We start from the raw sequence: 19,789 nt of genomic DNA on the forward strand, positions 1-19,789 counted from the left end.
GTGAGCTCCGCCCGTGACGTGGTGAATACTGGGGTGTATGGCCGACCGGATTCCCGCACCGCACGCTGCTGCCGTGGACGCACCGCCGTCCCCCCTGGTGGAAGAACGGGAACCCCTCATCACCGAGCACGTGGCCACCATGCTCCAGGACCGATGGCATGCCTTCCGCCGCAAGTCAGCCATCCGGCGGGGCCTGATGCCCACCGTCATGTCCTTCACCGGCTACGGGACCACCGGCTGGATCCGGGTCCTCTCACGCGTGGTGATGGCCCCGGACGAGGCGTTCGAGAATGGGCGCCGCCTGGCCAAGATGGTCGAGGACGGCATGCGCGGCTGGCACAACTTCACCTCTCCTCCCGTGCCCTATGCACTCGTGCAGATCACCGCCGGCGGCCAGAGTTTCACCGTCCGCGCGGACCGCGGCGGCCTAGTGGACGCCGTCGTCGAGGCTGAGCTGGAGCCCGGCTGGCAGACCGTCACGCTGCAGTCCAACGGCAGTGAACCCGCCACGAGCGACGTGTACATCGTGGACGACCACGTGGTCACCGGCGTGGTCTCGGACGTGGATGACACCGTGGTGGTCACGTACCTGCCGCGGCCCTTCCTGGCCGCCTGGAACTCCTTCGTCCTGGATGAGCATGCCCGCACGCCCACCCCGGGAATGGCCGTGATGCTGCACCGGTTGCTGGAGACGCAGCCCGCGTCCCCGGTGATCTACCTGTCCACTGGCGCGTGGAACGTGGCGCAGACCCTGTCCCGGTTCCTCTCCCGCAACCTCTACCCCTTCGGCCCGCTGCTGCTGACCAGCTGGGGGCCCACGGAGGACCGCTGGTTCCGTTCCGGGATGGAGCACAAGGTCTCCCAGCTGGACCGGTTGGCGCGGGACTACCCCGGCGTGCGGTGGCTGCTGATCGGCGACGACGGCCAGCATGACCCGGAGATCTATGCCGACTTCGCCCGCCGGCACCCGGACAGGGTACGGGCCATCGTGATCCGGCAGCTCACGCCCTCGCAGGCGGTCCTGGCCGGCGGCCGTGCCGACGATCCCCGTGACACCACGCCGGGCGTGCCCTGGTGCTACGGGCCGGACGGGGCCACGCTGTCCCGCCAGCTCGAGGACCTCGGCATCCTGGACGCCGGGCGGACGGAGGCCCGGCCGCAGACCTGGCCGATGACCGCCCAATTGTCCGTCGTGGCTCCGGAAGCCGGCCATGGACGCTGAGCCCCTGACCGGCGCGGTCGAACCACGGCCCGACGGCGGCGGCCCCGGTGTCCGGGTGGACATCGCCCTGCGCTGGGGAGACATGGATGCCTACGGCCACGTGAACAATGTGCGGATCGCCTCCATCCTCGAGGAGGCCCGCATCCACGCCTTCGGCGTGCCGGCAGGCACGGGTGCCACCGGACTCGGAGCGCCGGTGTCCCTGCTGGACGGGGTGCCGGACACCGTCCAAGCGCTGATCTCCGAGCACCGGATCCGCTACCGGCGGCCCCTCGAGTACCGCACCGTCCCGGCGCGGGTGTGGGTGTGGGTGGCTGCCGCGAAGGGTGCCTCGATCGAGGTGGCCTACTCCATCCGGGACGGCGTGGACGGCACCGAGTGCGTCACCGCGGGGACCACCATGGTGTTCGTGGACTCCGCCTCGGGCCGTCCCGTGCGGCTGACCCAGGAGCAGCGGGAGGCGCTGACGGGCCTCAGATGACGCCCTGGGCCAGCATGGCGTCCGCGACCTTGACGAAGCCGGCGATGTTGGCGCCCACCACGTAGTTGCCCGGGGCCCCGTAGCGATCGGCGGTCTCGAGGCAGCGGTCGTGCAGGTCCGTCATGATCTGCTCGAGCTTGTCATGCGTGTACTCGAAGCTCCAGGTGTCCCGGCTGGCGTTCTGCTGCATCTCCAGGGCGGAGGTGGCCACGCCGCCGGCGTTGGCGGCCTTGCCCGGGCCGAACAGCACGCCGGCCTCGATGAACAGCTCGGTGGCCCTCTGGGTGGATGGCATGTTGGCACCCTCCGCCACCGCGACCAGGCCGTTCTTGATGAGGACCTGCGCCGCCTTGTCATCCAACTCGTTCTGAGTGGCCGAGGGCAGTGCCACGGTGCCGGGGACGTCCCATACGCTGCCGTCGGCCACGAAGCGGGTGTTGCCGCCACGCTGCTCGACGTACTCGGCGATCCGGCCGCGCTGGACCTCCTTGATCTCGCGGAGCAGGTCCAGATCGATGCCGGCCTCATCCACCACGTAGCCGGAGGAATCCGAGGCGGTGATGGCCGTGGCCCCGAGCTGCTGGGACTTGGCGATGGCGTTGAGGGCCACGTTGCCGGAACCGGAGACGATCACGGTCTGGCCGTCCATGGACTGGCCCTGCGTGCGCAGCATCTGGTCCGCGAACATCACGGCGCCGTAGCCGGTGGCCTCCGGGCGGACGAGCGAACCGCCCCAGGACATGCCCTTGCCGGTGAGCACACCTGACTCGAAGCGGTTGGTGATGCGCTTGTACTGGCCGAACAGGTAGCCGATCTCCCGGGAGCCCACGCCGATGTCACCGGCGGGCACATCGGTGTACTCGCCGATGTGGCGGTAGAGCTCGGTCATGAAGGACTGGCAGAAGCGCATGATCTCGGCATCGGACCGGCCGGCCGGGTTGAAGTCCGAACCGCCCTTGCCACCGCCGATGGGCATGCCGGTCAGGGCATTCTTGAAGATCTGCTCGAAGCCCAGGAATTTGATGATGCCCAGGTAGACGGAGGGGTGGAATCGCAGTCCGCCCTTGTACGGGCCGAGGGCGGAGTTGAACTCCACGCGGAAGCCGCGGTTGATCTGCACGGAGCCGTTGTCGTCCACCCAGGGGACGCGGAAGATGATCTGGCGCTCGGGCTCGCACATGCGGCGCAGGATGCCCGATTCGACGTACTCGGGATGGCGGTTGACCACGGGACCGAGGGCTTCGAACACCTCGGTCACAGCTTGGTGGAATTCGCTTTCGCCGGGGTTGCGGCGGAACACTTCGTTCCGCAGGTTTTCCAGACCCTGTTCCATGTCCGTCCTCGCTTTCCTCGGTGGCGTCCCTGTGATGGGAGGGCATCCCCTGGCAGGGAGCGGCCGGGACCACTGTACCGGCAGGTACGCGGCCTGCGGAAAGCGTGACGGAGCCCGACGCCGGCCGGTCGGCCTCACGCGACAGCCGGCGGTTGCCCCGGGGCCGGGGTCCGGTCAGGCGTTCGGCGGGGTGGCGGGTTCGTCCTCCGTATCGATGCTCGCCTGCTGCTGCACGGCATAGCGGTGTCCGTGCACGGTGTCGTGGTTGATGATCTCGTCGATCCGGACCACGTCCTCGGCCGTCAGGACCACCTGCTCGGCGGAGCGGTCCTCCGCCAGGTGCGCCGCCGACGTCGTCCCCGGGATGGCCAGGACGCTCGGTCCCTGGGCCAGCACCCAGGCGATGGACAGGGCCGCGATGGTGGTGCCCAGGCGCTCGGCCTCGGCGCGGAAGGGATCCAGCAGGGCGAGGTTCGCCGGGAAGTGCTCTGCCGAGAACCGCGGCATCCGGTGCCGCATGTCCCCCTGAGGGAGGGCCACGGGGTCCTGCACCGCACCGGTGAGGAACCCGCGACCCACGGGGGAGAAGGCCACGAGGGCGGCGCCGGTGCGGCGGCAGGCGTCCAGCAACCCCCACTCCGGGTTGCGGGTCCACAGGGAGTACTCGTTCTGCACGGCGGCCACGGGGTGCACGGCGTGGGCGCGTTCCAGCGTGGCGGCGGAGACCTCGGAGAGGCCGTAGGCGCCGATCTTCCCGGCCTGGACCATCTCGGCCAGGGCACCGGCGCTCTCCTCCACCGGTACGTCTGGATCGAGCCGGTGCAGGTAGTAGAGGTCGATGAACTCGGTGCCCAGGCGGCGCAGGGAGTCCTCGACCTGGCGGCGGAGGGTCTCCGGGCGGCCATCGATCCCACCGTCCCGCCCGCCGGTCAGCCCACCCTTGGAGGCCAGGAAGACGTCCTGGCGCTGCGCTCCCAGGGCGCGTCCCACCACCTCCTCGTTGTGGCCGGCGCCGTAGAGCGTGGCCGTGTCGAAGTGATCCACCCCGGCGTCCAGGGCGGTGCGGACCATCGTGACGGCATCCTCGTCCGCGAGGAACCCGGAGTACCCGTGGTTGAGGTTCATACAGCCCAGCCCGACGGGCTGGACGGTGCGCCCGGCCAGGGTGCGCTGGGAGGACAGGTCGGTGGTGAGGGCGGGGGCAAGGCTCATGAGGCCACCCTAAAGTGTCCGGCCGGCTCCGCGCGGCAGCAACCACCCGTCCCACCCGGAGCTCTGCTCCAGGTAGGTGCGCACGTAGACGTCGTTCTGGCGGCGCCGGACGCGGATGGCGCGCTCGTAGTAGCCGACGAGCTGCTCGCAGAGTACCGGCCACGTCCGTCCCTGCACCGACCGGAAGGCGGCCTCGGCGAAGGCGCCGCGCTTGACGTCGTCGTAGGCCAGATCCCGGACCCGCTCGCGGAGGTCGTCCAGATCCCCGGGCCGGTACAGCCAGCCGGTGCGGGACGCGTCCACGAGGTCGAGCGGGCCGCCGCGGCCCACCGCGACCACGGGCACGCCGGAGGCCATGGCCTCCTGGATAGTCTGGCAGAAGGTCTCGGACTCCCCGGGGTGCACGAACAGGTCGAAGGAAGCCACATGGCGGGCCAGGTCCTCGCCGCCCTGGAAGCCGGCGAAGTGTGCGCCAGGCAGCTTCTTCCGGAGCGAGTCCTTGAGGGGGCCGGAGCCTACGATCACCAGTCGGGTGCCCGGCAGGCCGTTGAGGACGGCGAGGTCCTCGACCTGCTTCTCGGCGGCCAGGCGGCCGACGAAGCCGATGAGTCGTTCGCCGTTCGGGGCGAGTTCGGCGCGCAGCGCCTCGTCCCTCTTGGCGGGGTGGAACCGATGGGTGTCCACGCCACGGCGCCACAGGTGCACCCGTTGGATGCCGCGGCCGTGCAGCTGGTCGAGGCAGAAACTGGAAGGGGCCACGGTGAGGGTGGCGAGATCGTGGATGCGCTCCACCTGCTGCCAGAGGACCTCCTCGAGCCAGGGAAAGCCGTACCGGGCCGCATAGTTGGGCACCTCGGTCTGGTAGACGCACACGCTGGGCAGGCTCAGCGCATGGGCTGCCTGGACTGCGCGCCAGCCGAGCACGAAGGGGGAGGCGATGTGGACGACGTCGGGGGCGAAGTCCGCGAGGATGCGGCGGACCCGGTTGACTGTGCCGGCGGCCACCCGGACGTTGGTGTACCCCTGCAGCGGGATGGAGGGCAGCCGGTGCACCGGGTACCCCTCCACCTCGGCCGGGGCCTCATCCTCCATCCATGAACTGGAGGGGGCTATCACCAGGACATCATCACCCCGTTCCCGCAGGTGGCGGAGCACCTGGAGGATGGAGTGGGTGACACCGTTCATGTGCGGCAGGAAGGATTCTGCGACCACAGCGATTCTCACGGTCTCATGATGACCGTCTGCCGCAGACGGCGGGACCGTGGTGCGGTGGATCCGAGGTGGCGGTCCGGTGAACTCTCGGTAAGCCGCGCCGAGCCGGGGGTGATTCCGGTGCCGGTCGTCAGGCGGGTGGCACCATGGACGATGACATGAACGCTCGAACCAGTCGCGCCCTGAAACCCCTGCCGTTGCCCCTGTGGATCCAGGGGGCGATCGAGGCACTCATCGCTGCCGTGATCTCAGCGATGCTCGTGCTGATCCCGCTCGTGGTCATCTGGTCCGGTGGCGGATTCGCCGCCACCGGCATCGACTTCATCGCCGGGCTGGGCGGACAGGCCTGGCTGGCCATCCACGGGGTGCCGTTGCACCTGAGCCTGGAATCGGGAACGGCGTCGGACTCCCTCCTGACCGGCACCTTCTGGTTCCTGCCGTGGGGACTGGTGCTGTTGCCGTTCTTCCTGGGGTGGCGGGCCGGGCGACGGCTGGCCCGGGCCTCCTATCGGGACCAGATCTGGCAGGCGCTCGCCGGCGGTGCAGTGGCCTATGCTGCCGTCGGCCTGGGCACCTCGCTGCTGGTGCCCAACGCCGCCGTCGCCATCAACCCCGCCTGGGGGACGCTGATCCCCACGGCCGTCATGGTGCTCGCCCTGCTGGCGGGCGCCCGTCGAGAGGCCGGCTCCTGGGCGCGGCTGATCGGCGTGGACCTGGCCGACCGGATCGAGCGGCTGTCCCAGCACTCGCGGTGGGCCGGCTCCTATGTGTGGTCCGTGGTCCGGGCCGGGGCCGTGGGCCTGATCGCCTCCTTCGGACTCGCCGCGGCCCTGATGGCTGTCCAGATCGGACTGCACTGGGCGGATATCGCCCAGGTCTACCAGGAACTGAACGCCGGGATCTGGGGCGGTGCCGTCGTCACCGTGGCCCAGCTCGGCATCATGCCGAATCTGGCGATGTGGACGCTGGCGTGGACCACCGGGGCCGGATTCAGCCTCGGGACCGGTTCCGTGGTGGCGCCCCTGCAGACCCTGGTCGGGCCGCAGCCGGCCGTCCCCGTGCTCACCGCGCTGCCCGTGGGGCTGGAGCCCGTGTGGTCCTGGCTGTTCCTGCTCCTGCCCGTGGCCGGCGGTTTCCTGGCCGGCTGGTGGCTGCTGAGGGAGGGGGAGAACCACTTCGACGAGTGGCTCTCCCTGAAGATCTCCCGGCGCTGGGCCTCACTGACCCTGTCCACCCTCGCCCTCGGCGTGTTCGTGGCGCTGGCGACGGCGGCGCTCGCCATCCTGCCCTTCTGGCTGTCCACCGGTTCGCTGGGCGTGGGCCGGTTGACCGGCCTCGGCCCCACCGCCTGGCTCGCCTCGGTGATGCTCGGTGGCCTCGTGGGGTTGGGCGCCATGTTCGGCTACCTCGTCTCCCCGGCCTGGGAGAAGTACCAGTACGTGGTGCCGGAGGGCTGGGCCGATGAGGACGACGAAGGCGACGGGGACGGCGGGGACAACGAAGACGACGAGGACGGCGAGGAGTCGAACGTCGGCGGGGACTCAGGGCGACGATAGTCCGGGTGTCGATACATCGAAATGTGTATCGTTGGGGTCATGACAGTGGTGAGCAGTACACATGCCACGGCGTTGGCCCAACTGGGGCACGCCCTCTCGGACGGGACCCGCACCCGCGTCCTTCTGGCCCTGCGCGAGAAGCCAGCGCGCCCGTCGGATCTGGCTGAGCAACTCGGGGTGTCCAGGCAGTCCATGTCCAATCAACTGGCCTGCCTGCGTGGCTGCGGGCTGGTCGAGACCACTCCGCAGGGCCGGAGCACCTGGTACCGGCTTGCCGATCCCCGCATCGGTTCGGCTTTGGGAGACCTGCTCGATTTGGTGGTGCAGGTCGACCCGAACTGCTGCTCGCCGGAGGGGTGCGCGTGCCGATGACCTCGGAGAAGGGGAAATCCGGGCCACGGCCGGCGCCCTGGCGCGGGTCACTGTCCACGCACCGGCCCGAATCCCCGTCGATTATGCGGCGGACGGTGCTACAGCGCCGCATCCGCTGGATCGTGGCGATGACCATCACCTACAACGTGATCGAGGCCGTCATCGCGTTGTCTGCGGGCACCGTGGCCTCCTCCTCGGCCCTCATCGGATTCGGACTCGACTCGATCGTCGAGGTCCTCTCCGCTGCTGCGGTCGCCTGGCAGTTCGCCGGCCCTGACCCGCATCTCCGCGAGAAGACGGCCCTGCGGCTGATCGCCGTGTCCTTCTTCGGGCTCGCCGCCTTCGTGTCCTTCGACGCCGTCCGCTCGCTTCTGGGCGTCGTCGAGCCGGGCCATTCGCCGGTGGGCATCGTCCTGGCGGCCGTCAGCCTGGCCGTCATGCCGGCGCTGTCCTGGTTCGAGCGCCGTACAGGGCGGGAGCTTGGCTCCGCCTCGGCCGTGGCGGATTCGAAGCAGACGCTGATCTGTTCCTATCTCTCGGCAGTCCTCCTGGCCGGCTTGCTGCTGAACAGCCTGTTCGGGTGGTCCTGGGCAGATCCGCTGGCGGCTCTCGTCATTGCCGGGTTTGCGCTCAAGGAGGGTGTGGAGGCGTGGCGCGGGGACGCCTGCTGCACGCCGGCCTCTGCCCTGGCCGGAGTCGCCACTGTCGGAGATGACGCCGCCGGCGGCAACGGAGCCTGTTCCTGCTGTTCCCCGGAGCGCCGGTCCTAGGTGCTGGACGAACCCTCGGTCACCAGGGCCGGGACGTCCGCAGGTGCGGCGCCTGTGTCTCAGCCGTCGCCCAGGTGTTTCTACTGGGTGCGGAGAGAGATCCCCGCACCCGGCAGGGCGGTCCCGCCCAGCTGTTCCGTGTAGGTGCTGCTGCAGTTCTCCAGGGCGCGGTCCGTCAGCGCGGAGGAGGTGCACTCTTCGAACTGCTGGGTGGCATCCCAGAAGATGATCTGCGCCGAGGCCACGAATCCGAACGTGGCGCAGCCGGCCATCGCGGCCGCCGTGGCGAAGCGCAGCACCCAAGGTGACTTCACGTGTGCGGTGCGCACGAGCGCCACCACGCCCCAGACGAGCCCCGCCAGGGCGAAGGCCAGGGAGACGGCCTTCCACGGCAACGTCAACACGGAGGACAGGTACGTGAGCAGCAGCATCCCGGCCACCCAGAGCAGCGCATCCCGGAGGGAGCGGTACTTCTTCAGTTCTGGGTCATTGCTGGCGGGGTCGGTCTGGCTCACCGTCCCACCCTACTGGGGTTCAGGCCAGCCCCTGCTCCGCCAGCCAGGCGGTGGCCAGATCGGCGCTCGAGGCCTGGTCCTCCACGGACTGGCGGTTGAGGTCGATGAGCTCCTCGGCGGAGAGCTGGGCGTTGACCTCCTCGATCACGGCGGCCGCTTCCTCGTCCACGGCCTCGGACACGATCGGCGTGACGTTCTGCGGCAGGACCAGGTTCTCAGGATCCTCCAGCGTCACCAGGTCCTGGGTCTGGATCGACGGGTCAGCCGAGTAGATGTCGGCCAGCTGGACGTCTCCGTCCACCAGGGCCTTGACCGTCAACGGGCCGCCCGAGTCCTCCACCGGCACCAGGCTGACGTCCACCCCGTAGACCTCCTTGAGCCCTTCCGGGCCATAGGGGCGGGTCTCGAACTCGGAGTTCGCCGCCACCATCAGCGGCTCGTCGACGTTCTGCAGATCAGCGAGGGTGGTGAGGGAATGCTCCTCGGCGAACTCGCGGGTGACGTTGTACGAGTCCTGGTCCGTGGCCTCGGCCGGCTCGAGGGCGCGCAGGTTCTCCGGCAGGACCTCGGCCAGAGCGGCGTGGATGTCCTCGGGTGTGCTGGCTGTCGACTCCGCGTCATAGTACTGGAGCAGGTTGCCGGAGTACTCGGGCAGGACGTCGATCGCCCCGGACTCGAGTTCGGGCAGGTACACCTCGCGCTGGCCGATCTGGTACTCGCGTTCCACGGTGAATCCCTCCGCCTCGAGGGCCTGGGCATAGAGCTCGGAGATGATCTCGTTCGAGTAGTACTGCTGGGAGCCGATGACGATCGCGCCACCCGCACCGCCGCCGTCGCCGCTTTCCCCACCGGCAGAGCCGGAGGCACCGCCGCCGAGCGGGTCCGAACTGCCGCAGCCCGTCAGGGCCACGGCGGAGACGGCGGCCAGGACGAGCAGGGACCGGTGGACGAAGGGCGAGCGGCGGGGCTGCGAAGTCATGGACATGAACCTACTGGGCCTGGCCCTGCCGCGCCACCCGGACTCCGCGGGGGACGGCGGCCCGGCCGGCGGCGGCGAACAGCAGATCCAGCACGATCGCGAGCAGCACGACGATGAGGGAGCCGCCGAGCATCATCGCGTAGTCCTGCGTCTTGAGCCCGAGGAAGAGGTAGCGGCCCAATCCACCCGCGCCCACGTAGGCGGCCAAGGTGGCGGTGGCGATGACCTGCAGGGCAGCCGAGCGCAATCCGCCGATCAGCAGGGGCAGCCCCAGGGGCACCTCGACCCGCCACAGCACCTGGGCCTCGGTGAGACCCTGGGCGCGGGCTGCGTCGATGACCTGCCGGTCCACGGCTTCGAAGCCGGCATAGGCCGCAGCGAGAATCGAGGGTACGGCGAGCACCACGAAAGCCGTCATGGGAGCGGCGAGCCCGATGCCCAGCATCAGGCCCATCAGCGTCACGACGCCGAGGGTCGGCAGGGCGCGGGCGGCACCCGAGACGGCCACGGCGATCCCGCGGCCGCGGCCCGTGTGTCCCACCCACCAGCCCACGGGAACGGCGATCACGGAGGCGATGACGAGGGCCAGCGCCGTGTAGCCGAGGTGTTCGAGCGAGCGGGCACCGATGCCGGAGGGACCCTGCCAGTTCGAGGGGTCCAGGCACCAGAGGAGGGCATCCCAGAGCTGGTTCATGCGGGGGTCGCCACCCGGTCGGCTCGATCGTCCCGGTGTGTCCGGCGGGTGACCCGGGGCGACGGGGTGCGGGCCCAGGGCATGAGCAGCCGGCCCGCCAGGACGAGGAGGCGGTCCAGGACGAGCGCCAAGGCCACGGTGAGGACGATACCGGTGAGGATCTGCGCGAGGATACCGCGTTGGAAGCCGTCCGTGAAGAGCATGCCGAGCGAGGGGATGCCGAGCACGGCCCCCACCGTGCACAGGGACACGGTGGAGACGGCCACCACGCGCAGCCCCGAGAGGATCACTGGTCCGGCCAGCGGCAGGTCGACCGCCAGGAACCGCCGCAGAGGCCGGTAGCCCAGGGCTGTGGCGGCGCTGCGGGCCTCCGGTGGTATCCCGTCCAGGCCGTCGGCCACGCTGCGCACCATCAGGGCCACCCCGTAGAGAGTCAAGGCCACCACCACGTTGACCTCGTCCCGCACGCCCGTGCCGATCAGCACCGGCAGCACGATGAACAGTGGCAGGGAGGGCAGGGCGTACATCAGTCCGGCGCCGGTGAGCACGGGGACGTTGAGGGGCCGGTAGCGGTGGGCGAGCCATCCCAAGGGCAGGGAGATGAGCAGGGCCAGTACGATCGCCGGCAGCGAGGTGGCCACGTGGGCCCACAGCCGATCGAGGATCAGCGGCAGATTGTCCAGGATCCAGTTCACTCGGCGAGCACCCCGGCGGGCCGGCCGTGCGGGTCCACCAGCAGCACCGAGCCGTCCGCGGCGGTTTCACGGTGCAGGGTGCGCTGGCCGCGGTCCAGGCCCAGGAAGTCCCGGACGAAATCGCTGGCGGGGGCGGACACGAAGTCCTTGGGCGTACCCTGTTGGGCGATCCGGGCACCGGCCTGCAACAGCACGATGTGGTCGCCGAGGGTCAGGGCCTCATCCATGTCATGGGTGACGAAGAGGATCGTGGTGCCGAGCTGGTGGTGCAGGTCCACCAGTTGGCGCTGCAGGTCGGCGCGCACCAGCGGGTCCACCGCCCCGAAGGGTTCGTCCATGAGCAGGATCTCCGGGTCGGCGGCCAGCCCTCGGGCCACGCCCACGCGTTGTTGCTGCCCACCGGAGAGCTGGGCGGGGTAGCGATTCGCGAGTTCCGGGGCCAGCCCGACGAGGTCCATCATGTCAGCCGCCTTCTTCCGGGCGGCGGAACGGTCCATGCCGGTCAGGCGGGGCACGGTGGCGATGTTCTGGCCCACCGTGCGGTGGGGGAGCAACCCGGAGTTCTGCATGACGTAGCCGATCCGCCGGCGCAGGGTTACCGGGTCCTGGCCGGCCACGTCCTGCCCGTCCACGGCGATCCGTCCCTCACTGGGATCGACCATCCGGTTGACCATCCGCATCAGCGTCGTCTTGCCACAACCCGAGGAGCCGGCCAGGACGGTCAGTGAGCCCCGTGGAACGGAGAGACTGAAATCGTCGACGGCCACTGTGCCGTCACGGAAGCGTTTGGTGACGGATCCGTAGGAGATCATGCGCCAACCCTACTGGGACCTGGGCCGCACGGTGGCGCCCTAGGATGGATTCCATGCGGATTGTTGCTCTTGCCTCCGGTTCCGGATCCAACCTCCAGACGGTCATCGACGCCGTTTTGGCGGGCACCCTGGACGTGGAGATCGCCGCGGTGGGCGCGGATCATCCCGACGCCGGAGCCCTCGCCCGCGCCGCGGCGGCGGGCATCGAGACATTCGTGGTGGACTTCTCTGAGTTCGGCGACCGGGCCGACTGGAACCACGCCCTGACCGTCACCACGGCGTCCTATACGCCGGACTACGTCCTGTCCAGCGGCTTCATGCGGATCGCTGGGGAGGAGTTCACCACCGCGTTCGAGGGCCGGTACCTCAACACGCACCCCGCCCTGCTGCCGGCTTTCCCCGGCGCCCACGGCGTGCGGGACGCGTTGCGCTACGGCGTCAAGGTCACCGGCTGCACCGTGCACATCGCCGACGCCGGCATGGATACCGGACCGATCCTGGCCCAGTCCGCCGTGCCGGTCCTCGACACGGACACCGAGGAAGCCCTGCACGAGCGGATCAAGGTCCAGGAGCGCCAGCTGCTGCTCACGGTCCTCGGCGAGCTGGCCGCCGGGCGGACCCCGCAGGACTACGTCTCCCGCGCCTGACACGCGCCGATGGGCGCCTGCCAGTGGCTCATCATCGGCATCTGCACTTTCCTCAACGCCTTGGACGGCTATGACGTACTGACCATGGCCTTCACCGCCACCCCGGTGACCGAGGAGTTCGGGCTGAGCGGATCCGGGCTGGGGTTCCTGCTCAGCGCCGGGTTGCTCGGCATGGCGGTCGGCTCCCTGACCGTGGTGGCCCTGATCCTGGTGGTGGCGCTCATGCCAGAGTCGGCCGCCTACCTCCACAACCGGCGCTGAGCAGGAACCCCACGATCCTGGTGTGGGTCGCCTTCTTCGCCGTCATGTTCGGCTTCTACTTCGTGAACTCCTGGACCCCGCGGTCGCTGAACGAGTCCGGGCTGACGCAGAACCAGGGCGTGATCGCCGGCATCATGCTGACCATCGGCGGGACCATCGGCTCGCTGCTCTTCGGCGTGCTCACCGCGCGGTGGTCCACCCGGGCGACCCTGTTCTGGTTCACCATCGGCTCGGCGGCCGCGATCGTCCTGTTCATCTCATCGGCCTCGATCGTCTGGGCCGTGTTCGCGCTCGGGGTGGTGGTCGGCATGCTGATCAACGGCTGCATCGCTGGGCTGTACGTGCTGACGCCGCAGTCCTACCCTGCCTCGGTCCGCAGCACCGGGGCCAGGTGGGCGATCTACATCGGCGTGCCGGGCGTGGTTCTCATCGCCACCGTGGCGCTGGGCTTCTTGCGCTCCGCTGACATCGAGGCGAACCGGGCTCCCCGGCGCTCCGCCTGATCTCGGTCAGGAACTCAGGAGAGCTTGAGGGCTCACGCCTCCGTCACCTCCAGTTCCCGGCCCTTGGTCTCCGGGGCCATGACCATCATGAGGACGCAGGCCGCCACCACGAACGTCGCCGTGACCACGAAGGACCAGGCCAGCCCGATAGCCGGCACCATCCACGCCACGAACACCAGCGGGCCCACGCCCGCGGCCACGCGGGAGACGGCCGAGGCCCAGCCGAAGCCGGAACCGCGCAGTTCGGTGGGGTACAGCTCGGAGACGTAGGTGTACAACACAGGGATAGCGATCTGCACCACGAAGCCGAACGCCAAGACCAGGGGGAGCACCGCCGTCGGGACGTCCAACAGGGCGGCCAGCACCACCAGCAGGAACGAGGACACCACGGCCGTGAGCGCCAGCAGCCACTTGCGTCCGGTCTTCTCCACGAGCCAGGCGGCCACCACCACGCCCAGCAGCCCGACGGCGGCCATGGCGCCGGTCATGATGAAGGCCCGGGACTGCTCGTACCCGGCATCGATCAGGAACGTCGGCAGCCACTGCAGGGCGATGTAGTAGACGAGCATGAGGGTGAAGAACAGGGCCCAGGCGACCGTGGTGATGCTCCATGAGTACCGCCACAGTTCGGCCAGCTGCTGGCCCATCGAGGCGAAGGTCAGCTTCTTCGGGGCGGGGACCGGCGGCATGGCGTACTCCCGCTCCTCGGCCCCGGTGCGGCGCACCATCTCGTCGATCACGGCGCGCGCCTGGCTCTCCCGGCCCTGCTGGATCAGGAACAGAGGAGACTCCGGGACGTGCAGTCGCACGAAGAACACCAACAGGGCGGGCAGGACCATCGCCAGCATGGGCAGCCGCCAGTCACCCCACTGGGCCACCATCCAGGCGGAGAGGAAGCCGCAGGCGGCGGCACCGATCGGCCACCAGCCGTCCATGGCGGTGAGCACGGTGCCCCGCTGTTTGCGCGGGGTGAACTCTCCCACCAGGGCGTAGTCCACCGGGATGCAGCCGCCGAGGCCGAAGCCGGCCAGGAAGCGGAACAGCACGAACCAGCCGATATCTCCGGTCAGGGCGCCGGCCAGAGTGAAGAGTGAGAACATCAGCAGGGTGGCGGTGAAGGCCTTCTTGCGGCCGATCCTGTCCGCCACCGTGCCCCAGACGAAGGCGCCCAGGGCCATGCCGATGAGGTTGGCGGTCCCGATCCAGGCGGCCTGGCCGGCGGTCAGTCCCCATTCCTCCCGCAGCAGGGGGATGAGCACGCCGTTGAGAGAGACATCCCAGGCATCGAACATGAAGCCGAGGCCGCCGATGAGGAAGACCCGTCCCTGGGTGTTCCACCGCCAGGGCAAGCTCTGGACGATCTCCTCGCCCGTGGGCAGCGCTGAGGGCCGGTCGTGGCGGGCATCTGGTCTGGTCTCTGGACTCACCCGGCCATTGTTCCACCGTGTCTCTGAGATCATGGGCCCATGGGTGAAGCGGTGCAGGTGGAGATCGAGCGGAAGTATGACGTGGACGGGCAGGCCTCCCTGCCGCGGCTCAACGGCGTGGGCGGAGTGGCCCAGGTGCGGTACTGCCCGCCCATGGCCCTCGAGGCCATCTACTTCGACACGGCCGAGAGGGACCTCTCCGCCAACAACGTCACCCTGCGGCGGCGCACCGGTGGCACCGATGCCGGCTGGCACGTGAAGATCGGCAAGGGTGAACGCCGGCTCGAACTGCATTCCCCGCTCGGCAAGGACGACGCGGCGGACATCTCCGCGGGCCCGATCACGGTCTCCGTGCCCGCCCGCATCCTGGACCTCGTCCAGGTCCACGTCCGCGGCAAGCAGCTCGTGCCGATCGCCCGGCTGAACACCCTGCGCTCCGTGGTGGACCTCCTGGATGGCCAGGGCCGCCGGCTGGCCGAGGTCAGTGATGATCAGGTGGCGGCCATGGCCGTGGGCTTCCGCACCGAGTCGCGGGTTCAGCACTGGCGCGAATGGGAGGTCGAGGTGGTCGACGCCGGCCTGGTCGCTGCCTCGGCGGGCGGCACGGATGCCTTCCTGGACGCGGTCGGGCAGGTCCTCCAGCCGGCCGGGGCACGGCCGTCCGCGGTCGGATCCAAGGTGGAGAAGGTGGTCGGCAAGGCCGTGGACCCATTGGATCCCCGGGCCCCGCTGGCCGGGGCCGCCACCACGGAGGATCACGACGGCGGCGCCCCGGCGGTCCGTGCGGTCCTGGCCACCACGGTGCGCACCCAGTTGAAGATCCTCAAGGGCTGGGATCCATTGGTCCGCCGCGACGTGGAGGACTCCGTGCACCAGTACCGGGTGGCTTGCCGCGCCTTGCGGTCCCTGCTCCAGACCTACGCCCCGTTGCTGGAGGCGGAGGCCACGGAAACCGTGATCCGGGACCTGAGAAAGCTCGGCAAGCTCTTGTCCGTGGCCCGTGACGCCGAGGTGGTGCGGGACCAGGTCCAGGTGAAGGTCGACGCGCTGCCCGGCGGTCCCCAGGGCGCGATCGCCGAGATGATCCCCGGTAAGACCGTCAAGCGGTTGCGGGCCGTGAAGGCTGAACGTTACGAGGCGGCGCATGCCCAGCAGGTCAAGCGCATGCGCAGCAGCTGGTACTTCGAGGTCCTGGACCGGCTCGATGCCTTCGCGCTCACCCTGCCCTTGAATCCGGAACTGCCCGAGGGGGACACGGCCGCGGCCGCCGCGATGGTGCCTCTGGCCACCGCGCAGGTGGACTCCGTGCTGGCGCTGGCCGCCGGCGTCGGCAGTGAGCAGGACCAGGTCCGGCGCATCGACCTCATGCACGAGGTGCGTAAAGAGGCCAAGCGGCTGCGCTACGCCGTCAAGGCGGTCCAGGACGCCACCGGGGTGGATCTGGGCGCCGAACTCGTGGCTCGGATGAAGACCGCCAAGAAGCTCCAGGAGGCCCTCGGTGAGCACCGGGACTCGGTGATGTTCCAGGAGCATGTGTTGTCCACCTCAGAGCTCGCCGCCCGCAAGGGCGAGGACACCTTCGGCTACGGGCTGCTGTTCGCCGCCGAGTTCGCCCTGCAGGCCAGCACCGAGGCCGCGGCCGAGCGGCTGGTGGAGAAGCTGGCGCACCGGCATGCGGGCGACGTTGGGACAGCGGCAGGCGGCGCGTCGGGGGCCTGACCGAACCGGCGGCGCAGGCGTCCCAGGGTTCTGGGTGAGCCGGTGGGTCAGGTGAGCAGGATGACGTCCAGCCGGCGGGGGCCGTGGACCCCCTCCACGCGCTCGAGCTCGATGTCCGAGGTGGCCGAGGGGCCGGAGATCATGGTGATCGGCGCGGTGGGTTCCACTCGATCCAGAGCCTCCGGGATCAACTCGACGATCGATGCTGCGGGGACGATGCAGATGTGGTGGTCGGGGACCAGGCTGATCGCCCGGCGTCCCTCCTCGGGGCGCCCGCTGAGGAAGATCGTCCCCGTCTCCGCGCAGGACACGGTGGACGACGTGACCACAGCGTCCACCTCGTTGAGGTCGCGGACGCTCAGGACTGTCCCAGCACGTTCAGTCCGGGACTCCACCAGCACCCGGCGCCCGGTGGTGTCTCCGGGGAGCCAGCTCCGGTCCAACCCCTCGGGAACCACATAGCGGGCGGAGGGCCCGAGCAGTTCCGCGATCCGTTCGGACAGTGTCGCGGTGTTCTCGTGGTGGACGGTGGCCTTGTAGTCGATCAGCCGGTCCTCGAACATCTCCCGGATCTCGGCGGCAGGCCGTCCCGAGGTCCGGCGGTAGGCCCTCCGGACCTGCGGGGCCTCCGGGGCGTCCTGGAGGGCCCCACGGATCCGGGCCAGAACCTCTGATTTCGCCTCGGTGCTCATGGGCTGTCCTCCTCGTCGGTGTGGTCCGCCGGATCGGGCGCTGGGACGCCGCGCAAGCCGCCGTCCTGGCGGACCCGATCCTCCGTTTCCGCGGCGTGGTCGGCCCACCAGTTGCGGAAGGACTCCCGGGGCGGGGCCGGGATGTCCCGTTCGTCGGTCCAGCCGCCGGCCATTCCCGGCAGCCAGCTGATGGCCCGGTCCCGGCCGGCCACGGCGCGGCCCAGAGGGAGGGCCTTCTCGGCCAGCGCCATGCGACGGCCGGAGGACATCACGGTGGAGGCGCCCTTCATCATCACGTCCATCTCGGAGGGCACCCGCGGCAGTCGCCGGAAGAGCCGCCCGGCGAGGCCGGTGGACGATTTCTGCACGGGGGGCTCCGGGGCAGCAGTGGAAGCCTCCTTCGCGGACTGGGCCTCTGCCGTGGGCCGTTCCCCATGCCGGGTGCGGACGTCCTCGTCACGCAGGTGCACCAGGATCTCCGGGATGTTGATCTTCACCGGGCAGACGTCATAGCAGGCCCCGCACAGGGAGGACGCGTACGGGAGGGAGGAGTTCTCCGCGGCAGTGATCCCGGTCATCTGCGGGGACAGGATCGCGCCGATCGGCCCCGGGTACGTGGAACCGTAAGCGTGGCCGCCCGCCTGTTCGTAGACCGGGCAGACATTCAGGCAGGCGGAACAGCGGATACAGTGCAACGCCGAACGGCCCGCGGGATCGGCCAGGACGGCCGAGCGACCGTTGTCCAGCAGGACCACGTGCACGTCTTGCGGGCCGTCTCCCGGTGTGGAACCCGTCCACATCGAGGTGTAGGGATTCATCCGCTCGCCAGTGGAGGAGCGGGGCAACAACTGCAGGTACACCTCCAGGTCCTGAAAGGTGGGTACCAGTTTCTCGATCCCCATGACGGTGATGAGGGTGTCCGGCAGGGTCAGGCACATCCGTCCGTTGCCCTCCGACTCGACCACGGTCAGCGTCCCGGTCTCGGCCACCCCGAAGTTCGCTCCGGACACGGCCACGCGCGTGGTCAGGAACTTCTCCCGCAGATGAGCCCGGGCGGCCTCGGCCAGGTCGCGCGGCTCCGAGGTCAGGCTCTCGTCGGTCTCCGGCATCTCCTTCAGGAAGATGTCCCGGATCTCATGGCGGTTCTTGTGGATCGCGGGGACCAGGATGTGCGAGGACCGGTCGTGCCCCAGCTGCACGATCAGCTCAGCCAGGTCGGTTTCGGTCGCGGTGATGCCGTGCTCCGCGAGATGGCGCTCGAGGTCGATCTCCGCCGTGGCCATCGACTTGACCTTGATGACCTCGGTGGTGCCGGTCGCCTCGATCAGTTCGGTGATGATCCGGTTCGCCTCGGCGGCGTCGCGTGCCCAGTGCACGGTCCCGCCGCGCGCGGAGAAATTCCTCTCGAACTGCTCCAGCAACTCCGGCAGGTTGGCCATGACCCGCTCTTTGAGGGCGGACCCGGCGGTGCGCAGCTCCTGCCAGTCCGGAAGTTCCTCGACCACCCGTGCCCGCTTCCCGCGGATCGTGTGCGTGGCATGGCGGATGTTCGCCCGCATCTGGGTGTTGGCCATTTCCCCCTTGGCAGCTGTGGGGAAAGCGACGTCGGCGTGCAGGTTGCCCTGTCCGTGGACGGGGCGGATGGCGGGCATCCCCAGGGCGGTTCGGCTCATCTGAGGACTCCTCGATCGGCGGTGGGTGCGGTGGTGGGCGGAGCGGTGGTCCGTGACGGGGGGAACAGTCTCCGGCTCGAGGGGCTCGGGATGGACAACTCCACCGGCCCGGAGATCTCCAACGGGTTCTGCTGCGTGGAGGCCAGGATCTCGGCGAAGTGCACGGTGGCCGCCTCCGTGCCGCGCCGTGACATCGCCCCACCCAGGTGCAGCAGGCAGGAGGCATCGCCGCCCGTACACAGCTCGGCGCCCGTGGACACGATGTTGTCGATCTTCTCCTCGGCCATCGCGGCGGAGACATCGGGGTTCTTGAACGAGAAGGTGCCGCCAAAGCCACAGCACTCATCAGCGTCCGGCAACTCCACGAATTCCAGGTCTCCCACACTCCGGACGAGGTCCTTCTGCCGGTCGTCCAGACGCAGCAACCGCATCCCATGACAGGACGGGTGATAGGTGACGGCGTGCGGGAACCAGGAGCCCAGCTGTCCGGCGGCGTCGGTCACCCCGAGCACGTCCACCAGCAGTTGGGACAGCTCATAGGTGTTGCCGGCCACGGACTCGGCCAGCCGTGCCAGGTCCTCGTCCCCACCGGCCCGGGCGACCATCGGCTGCTGATGCCCCAGTGACGCCACGCAGGAACCCGACGGGGCCACAGCGACGTCATAGTCGGCGGTGGTGAAGGCCCGGACGTGGTTGCGGACCACCGGCAGCGCGTCGTCCAGGTACCCGCTGTTGACGTGCATCTGGGAACAGCATCCCTGACCGGAGGGGAACACCACCTCGTGGCCGAGCCGTTCAAGGATGCGGACGGTGGCCAGGGCGACCTTGGGATACAGGGCATCCACGATACAGGTGGCGAACAGGGCGATTCTCATGGGACCTCCGAGAACGGGGGAGTGTGCAGGCACTATCGGCCTGTGGTCAGACCACACTAACACCATGATGCGGGTCACACAACGGAGTGGTGGGGCGCGCCGGGGATGCGACCGGAAGCGCGATCGAAGGGATTGACGA

Annotated in this window: 21 protein-coding genes; 9 read left to right on the top strand and 12 right to left on the bottom strand. The window is 69.5% G+C overall.

The genetic code is table 11. The annotated features are described in order from the left end of the window. Window positions 1-37 precede the first annotated feature (37 nt). Together BOSE125_RS01715 and BOSE125_RS01720 are read left to right on the top strand one after the other, a co-directional pair. Window positions 38-1,222: an App1 family protein gene (locus BOSE125_RS01715; RefSeq protein WP_159549122.1), complete on the top strand. Its 1,185-nt coding sequence runs from the start codon at window positions 38-40 to the stop codon at window positions 1,220-1,222. After that, a complete protein-coding gene (locus BOSE125_RS01720) occupies window positions 1,212-1,703 on the top strand; it encodes a thioesterase family protein (RefSeq protein WP_159549125.1) in 492 nt (163 codons plus the stop codon). Before BOSE125_RS01715 ends, BOSE125_RS01720 begins: the two co-directional genes overlap by 11 nt. On the opposite strand, the gene gdhA is transcribed toward BOSE125_RS01720, so the two are convergent. From gdhA to BOSE125_RS01735, 3 genes are all read right to left on the bottom strand, one after another. Beyond that, the gene (gdhA, locus tag BOSE125_RS01725; protein WP_159549128.1) at window positions 1,696-3,036 is read right to left on the bottom strand and encodes an NADP-specific glutamate dehydrogenase; all 1,341 of its coding nucleotides are present in this window, start codon (window positions 3,034-3,036) and stop codon (window positions 1,696-1,698) included. The two genes, BOSE125_RS01720 and gdhA, sit on opposite strands and share 8 nt — an antisense overlap. 174 nt (window positions 3,037-3,210) lie before the next feature. Beyond that, window positions 3,211-4,248, bottom strand: a complete 1,038-nt coding sequence (locus tag BOSE125_RS01730) for an aldo/keto reductase (protein WP_159549131.1) — start codon at window positions 4,246-4,248, stop codon at window positions 3,211-3,213. A gap of 9 nt (window positions 4,249-4,257) precedes the next feature. Then, window positions 4,258-5,472: a glycosyltransferase family 1 protein gene (locus BOSE125_RS01735; protein WP_159549134.1), complete on the bottom strand. Its 1,215-nt coding sequence runs from the start codon at window positions 5,470-5,472 to the stop codon at window positions 4,258-4,260. A gap of 146 nt (window positions 5,473-5,618) precedes the next feature. On the opposite strand from BOSE125_RS01735, the gene BOSE125_RS01740 reads away from it, so the two are divergent. The 3 genes from BOSE125_RS01740 (at window position 5,619) to BOSE125_RS01750 (ending at window position 8,158) form a co-directional block, all read left to right on the top strand. After that, a complete protein-coding gene (locus tag BOSE125_RS01740) occupies window positions 5,619-7,016 on the top strand; it encodes a DUF6350 family protein (protein WP_159549137.1) in 1,398 nt (465 codons plus the stop codon). A 39-nt stretch (window positions 7,017-7,055) separates the two neighbouring features. Continuing rightward, a complete protein-coding gene (locus BOSE125_RS01745) occupies window positions 7,056-7,388 on the top strand; it encodes a helix-turn-helix transcriptional regulator (RefSeq protein ID WP_159549140.1) in 333 nt (110 codons plus the stop codon). An 83-nt stretch (window positions 7,389-7,471) separates the two neighbouring features. Beyond that, window positions 7,472-8,158, top strand: a complete 687-nt coding sequence (locus tag BOSE125_RS01750; protein ID WP_201301245.1) for a cation transporter — start codon at window positions 7,472-7,474, stop codon at window positions 8,156-8,158. Window positions 8,159-8,238: 80 nt separating this feature from the next. Here the strand turns inward: BOSE125_RS01750 and BOSE125_RS01755 are convergent, their stop codons facing one another. The 5 genes from BOSE125_RS01755 to BOSE125_RS01775 are packed head-to-tail and all read right to left on the bottom strand — an operon-like array spanning window position 8,239 to window position 11,853. Further along, window positions 8,239-8,673, bottom strand: a complete 435-nt coding sequence (locus BOSE125_RS01755; protein ID WP_159549146.1) for a hypothetical protein — start codon at window positions 8,671-8,673, stop codon at window positions 8,239-8,241. A gap of 19 nt (window positions 8,674-8,692) precedes the next feature. Continuing rightward, a complete protein-coding gene (locus BOSE125_RS01760) occupies window positions 8,693-9,652 on the bottom strand; it encodes an ABC transporter substrate-binding protein (RefSeq protein WP_159549149.1) in 960 nt (319 codons plus the stop codon). Window positions 9,653-9,662: 10 nt separating this feature from the next. Next, on the bottom strand, window positions 9,663-10,346 hold the full coding sequence (locus tag BOSE125_RS01765) for an ABC transporter permease (protein WP_159549152.1): 684 nt from the start codon (window positions 10,344-10,346) through the stop codon (window positions 9,663-9,665). Then, window positions 10,343-11,041: an ABC transporter permease gene (locus tag BOSE125_RS01770; protein ID WP_159549155.1), complete on the bottom strand. Its 699-nt coding sequence runs from the start codon at window positions 11,039-11,041 to the stop codon at window positions 10,343-10,345. The genes BOSE125_RS01765 and BOSE125_RS01770 overlap by 4 nt, the downstream gene beginning before the upstream one ends. After that, complete coding sequence (locus BOSE125_RS01775; protein ID WP_159549158.1) at window positions 11,038-11,853, bottom strand: ABC transporter ATP-binding protein; 816 nt, start codon at window positions 11,851-11,853, stop codon at window positions 11,038-11,040. The genes BOSE125_RS01770 and BOSE125_RS01775 overlap by 4 nt, the downstream gene beginning before the upstream one ends. Window positions 11,854-11,906: 53 nt before the next feature. On the opposite strand from BOSE125_RS01775, the gene purN reads away from it, so the two are divergent. From purN to BOSE125_RS17840, 3 genes are read left to right on the top strand one after another with little or no spacing between them, the layout of a single operon-like run. Next, complete coding sequence (purN, locus tag BOSE125_RS01780; RefSeq protein ID WP_159549161.1) at window positions 11,907-12,500, top strand: phosphoribosylglycinamide formyltransferase; 594 nt, start codon at window positions 11,907-11,909, stop codon at window positions 12,498-12,500. A 9-nt stretch (window positions 12,501-12,509) separates the two neighbouring features. Further along, window positions 12,510-12,761, top strand: a complete 252-nt coding sequence (locus BOSE125_RS17835; RefSeq protein WP_236557764.1) for a hypothetical protein — start codon at window positions 12,510-12,512, stop codon at window positions 12,759-12,761. A gap of 20 nt (window positions 12,762-12,781) precedes the next feature. Next, complete coding sequence (locus BOSE125_RS17840) at window positions 12,782-13,264, top strand: hypothetical protein (RefSeq protein WP_236557765.1); 483 nt, start codon at window positions 12,782-12,784, stop codon at window positions 13,262-13,264. 32 nt (window positions 13,265-13,296) lie between these two features. Here the strand turns inward: BOSE125_RS17840 and BOSE125_RS01790 are convergent, their stop codons facing one another. Continuing rightward, on the bottom strand, window positions 13,297-14,691 hold the full coding sequence (locus BOSE125_RS01790; protein WP_236557766.1) for an MFS transporter: 1,395 nt from the start codon (window positions 14,689-14,691) through the stop codon (window positions 13,297-13,299). A gap of 39 nt (window positions 14,692-14,730) precedes the next feature. On the opposite strand from BOSE125_RS01790, the gene BOSE125_RS18160 reads away from it, so the two are divergent. Continuing rightward, window positions 14,731-16,410, top strand: coding sequence for a CYTH and CHAD domain-containing protein (locus tag BOSE125_RS18160; protein WP_159549167.1), 1,680 nt, complete (start codon window positions 14,731-14,733; stop codon window positions 16,408-16,410). Between the two features lie 47 nt (window positions 16,411-16,457). Here the strand turns inward: BOSE125_RS18160 and BOSE125_RS01800 are convergent, their stop codons facing one another. The 3 genes from BOSE125_RS01800 to BOSE125_RS01810 are packed head-to-tail and all read right to left on the bottom strand — an operon-like array spanning window position 16,458 to window position 19,650. Continuing rightward, window positions 16,458-17,102: an LUD domain-containing protein gene (locus tag BOSE125_RS01800; protein ID WP_159549170.1), complete on the bottom strand. Its 645-nt coding sequence runs from the start codon at window positions 17,100-17,102 to the stop codon at window positions 16,458-16,460. After that, entirely contained in the window at window positions 17,099-18,775 is a 1,677-nt protein-coding gene (locus BOSE125_RS01805) for a lactate utilization protein B (RefSeq protein WP_159549173.1), read from the bottom strand. The genes BOSE125_RS01800 and BOSE125_RS01805 overlap by 4 nt, the downstream gene beginning before the upstream one ends. Further along, window positions 18,772-19,650 (bottom strand): (Fe-S)-binding protein, encoded by an 879-nt coding sequence (locus tag BOSE125_RS01810; RefSeq protein WP_159549176.1) that lies wholly within the window; start codon window positions 19,648-19,650, stop codon window positions 18,772-18,774. The genes BOSE125_RS01805 and BOSE125_RS01810 overlap by 4 nt, the downstream gene beginning before the upstream one ends. Between the last annotated feature and the right edge of the window lie 139 nt (window positions 19,651-19,789).

This window comes from Citricoccus sp. K5, from assembly GCF_902506195.1.
Classification (GTDB): Bacteria; Actinomycetota; Actinomycetes; order Actinomycetales; family Micrococcaceae; genus Citricoccus.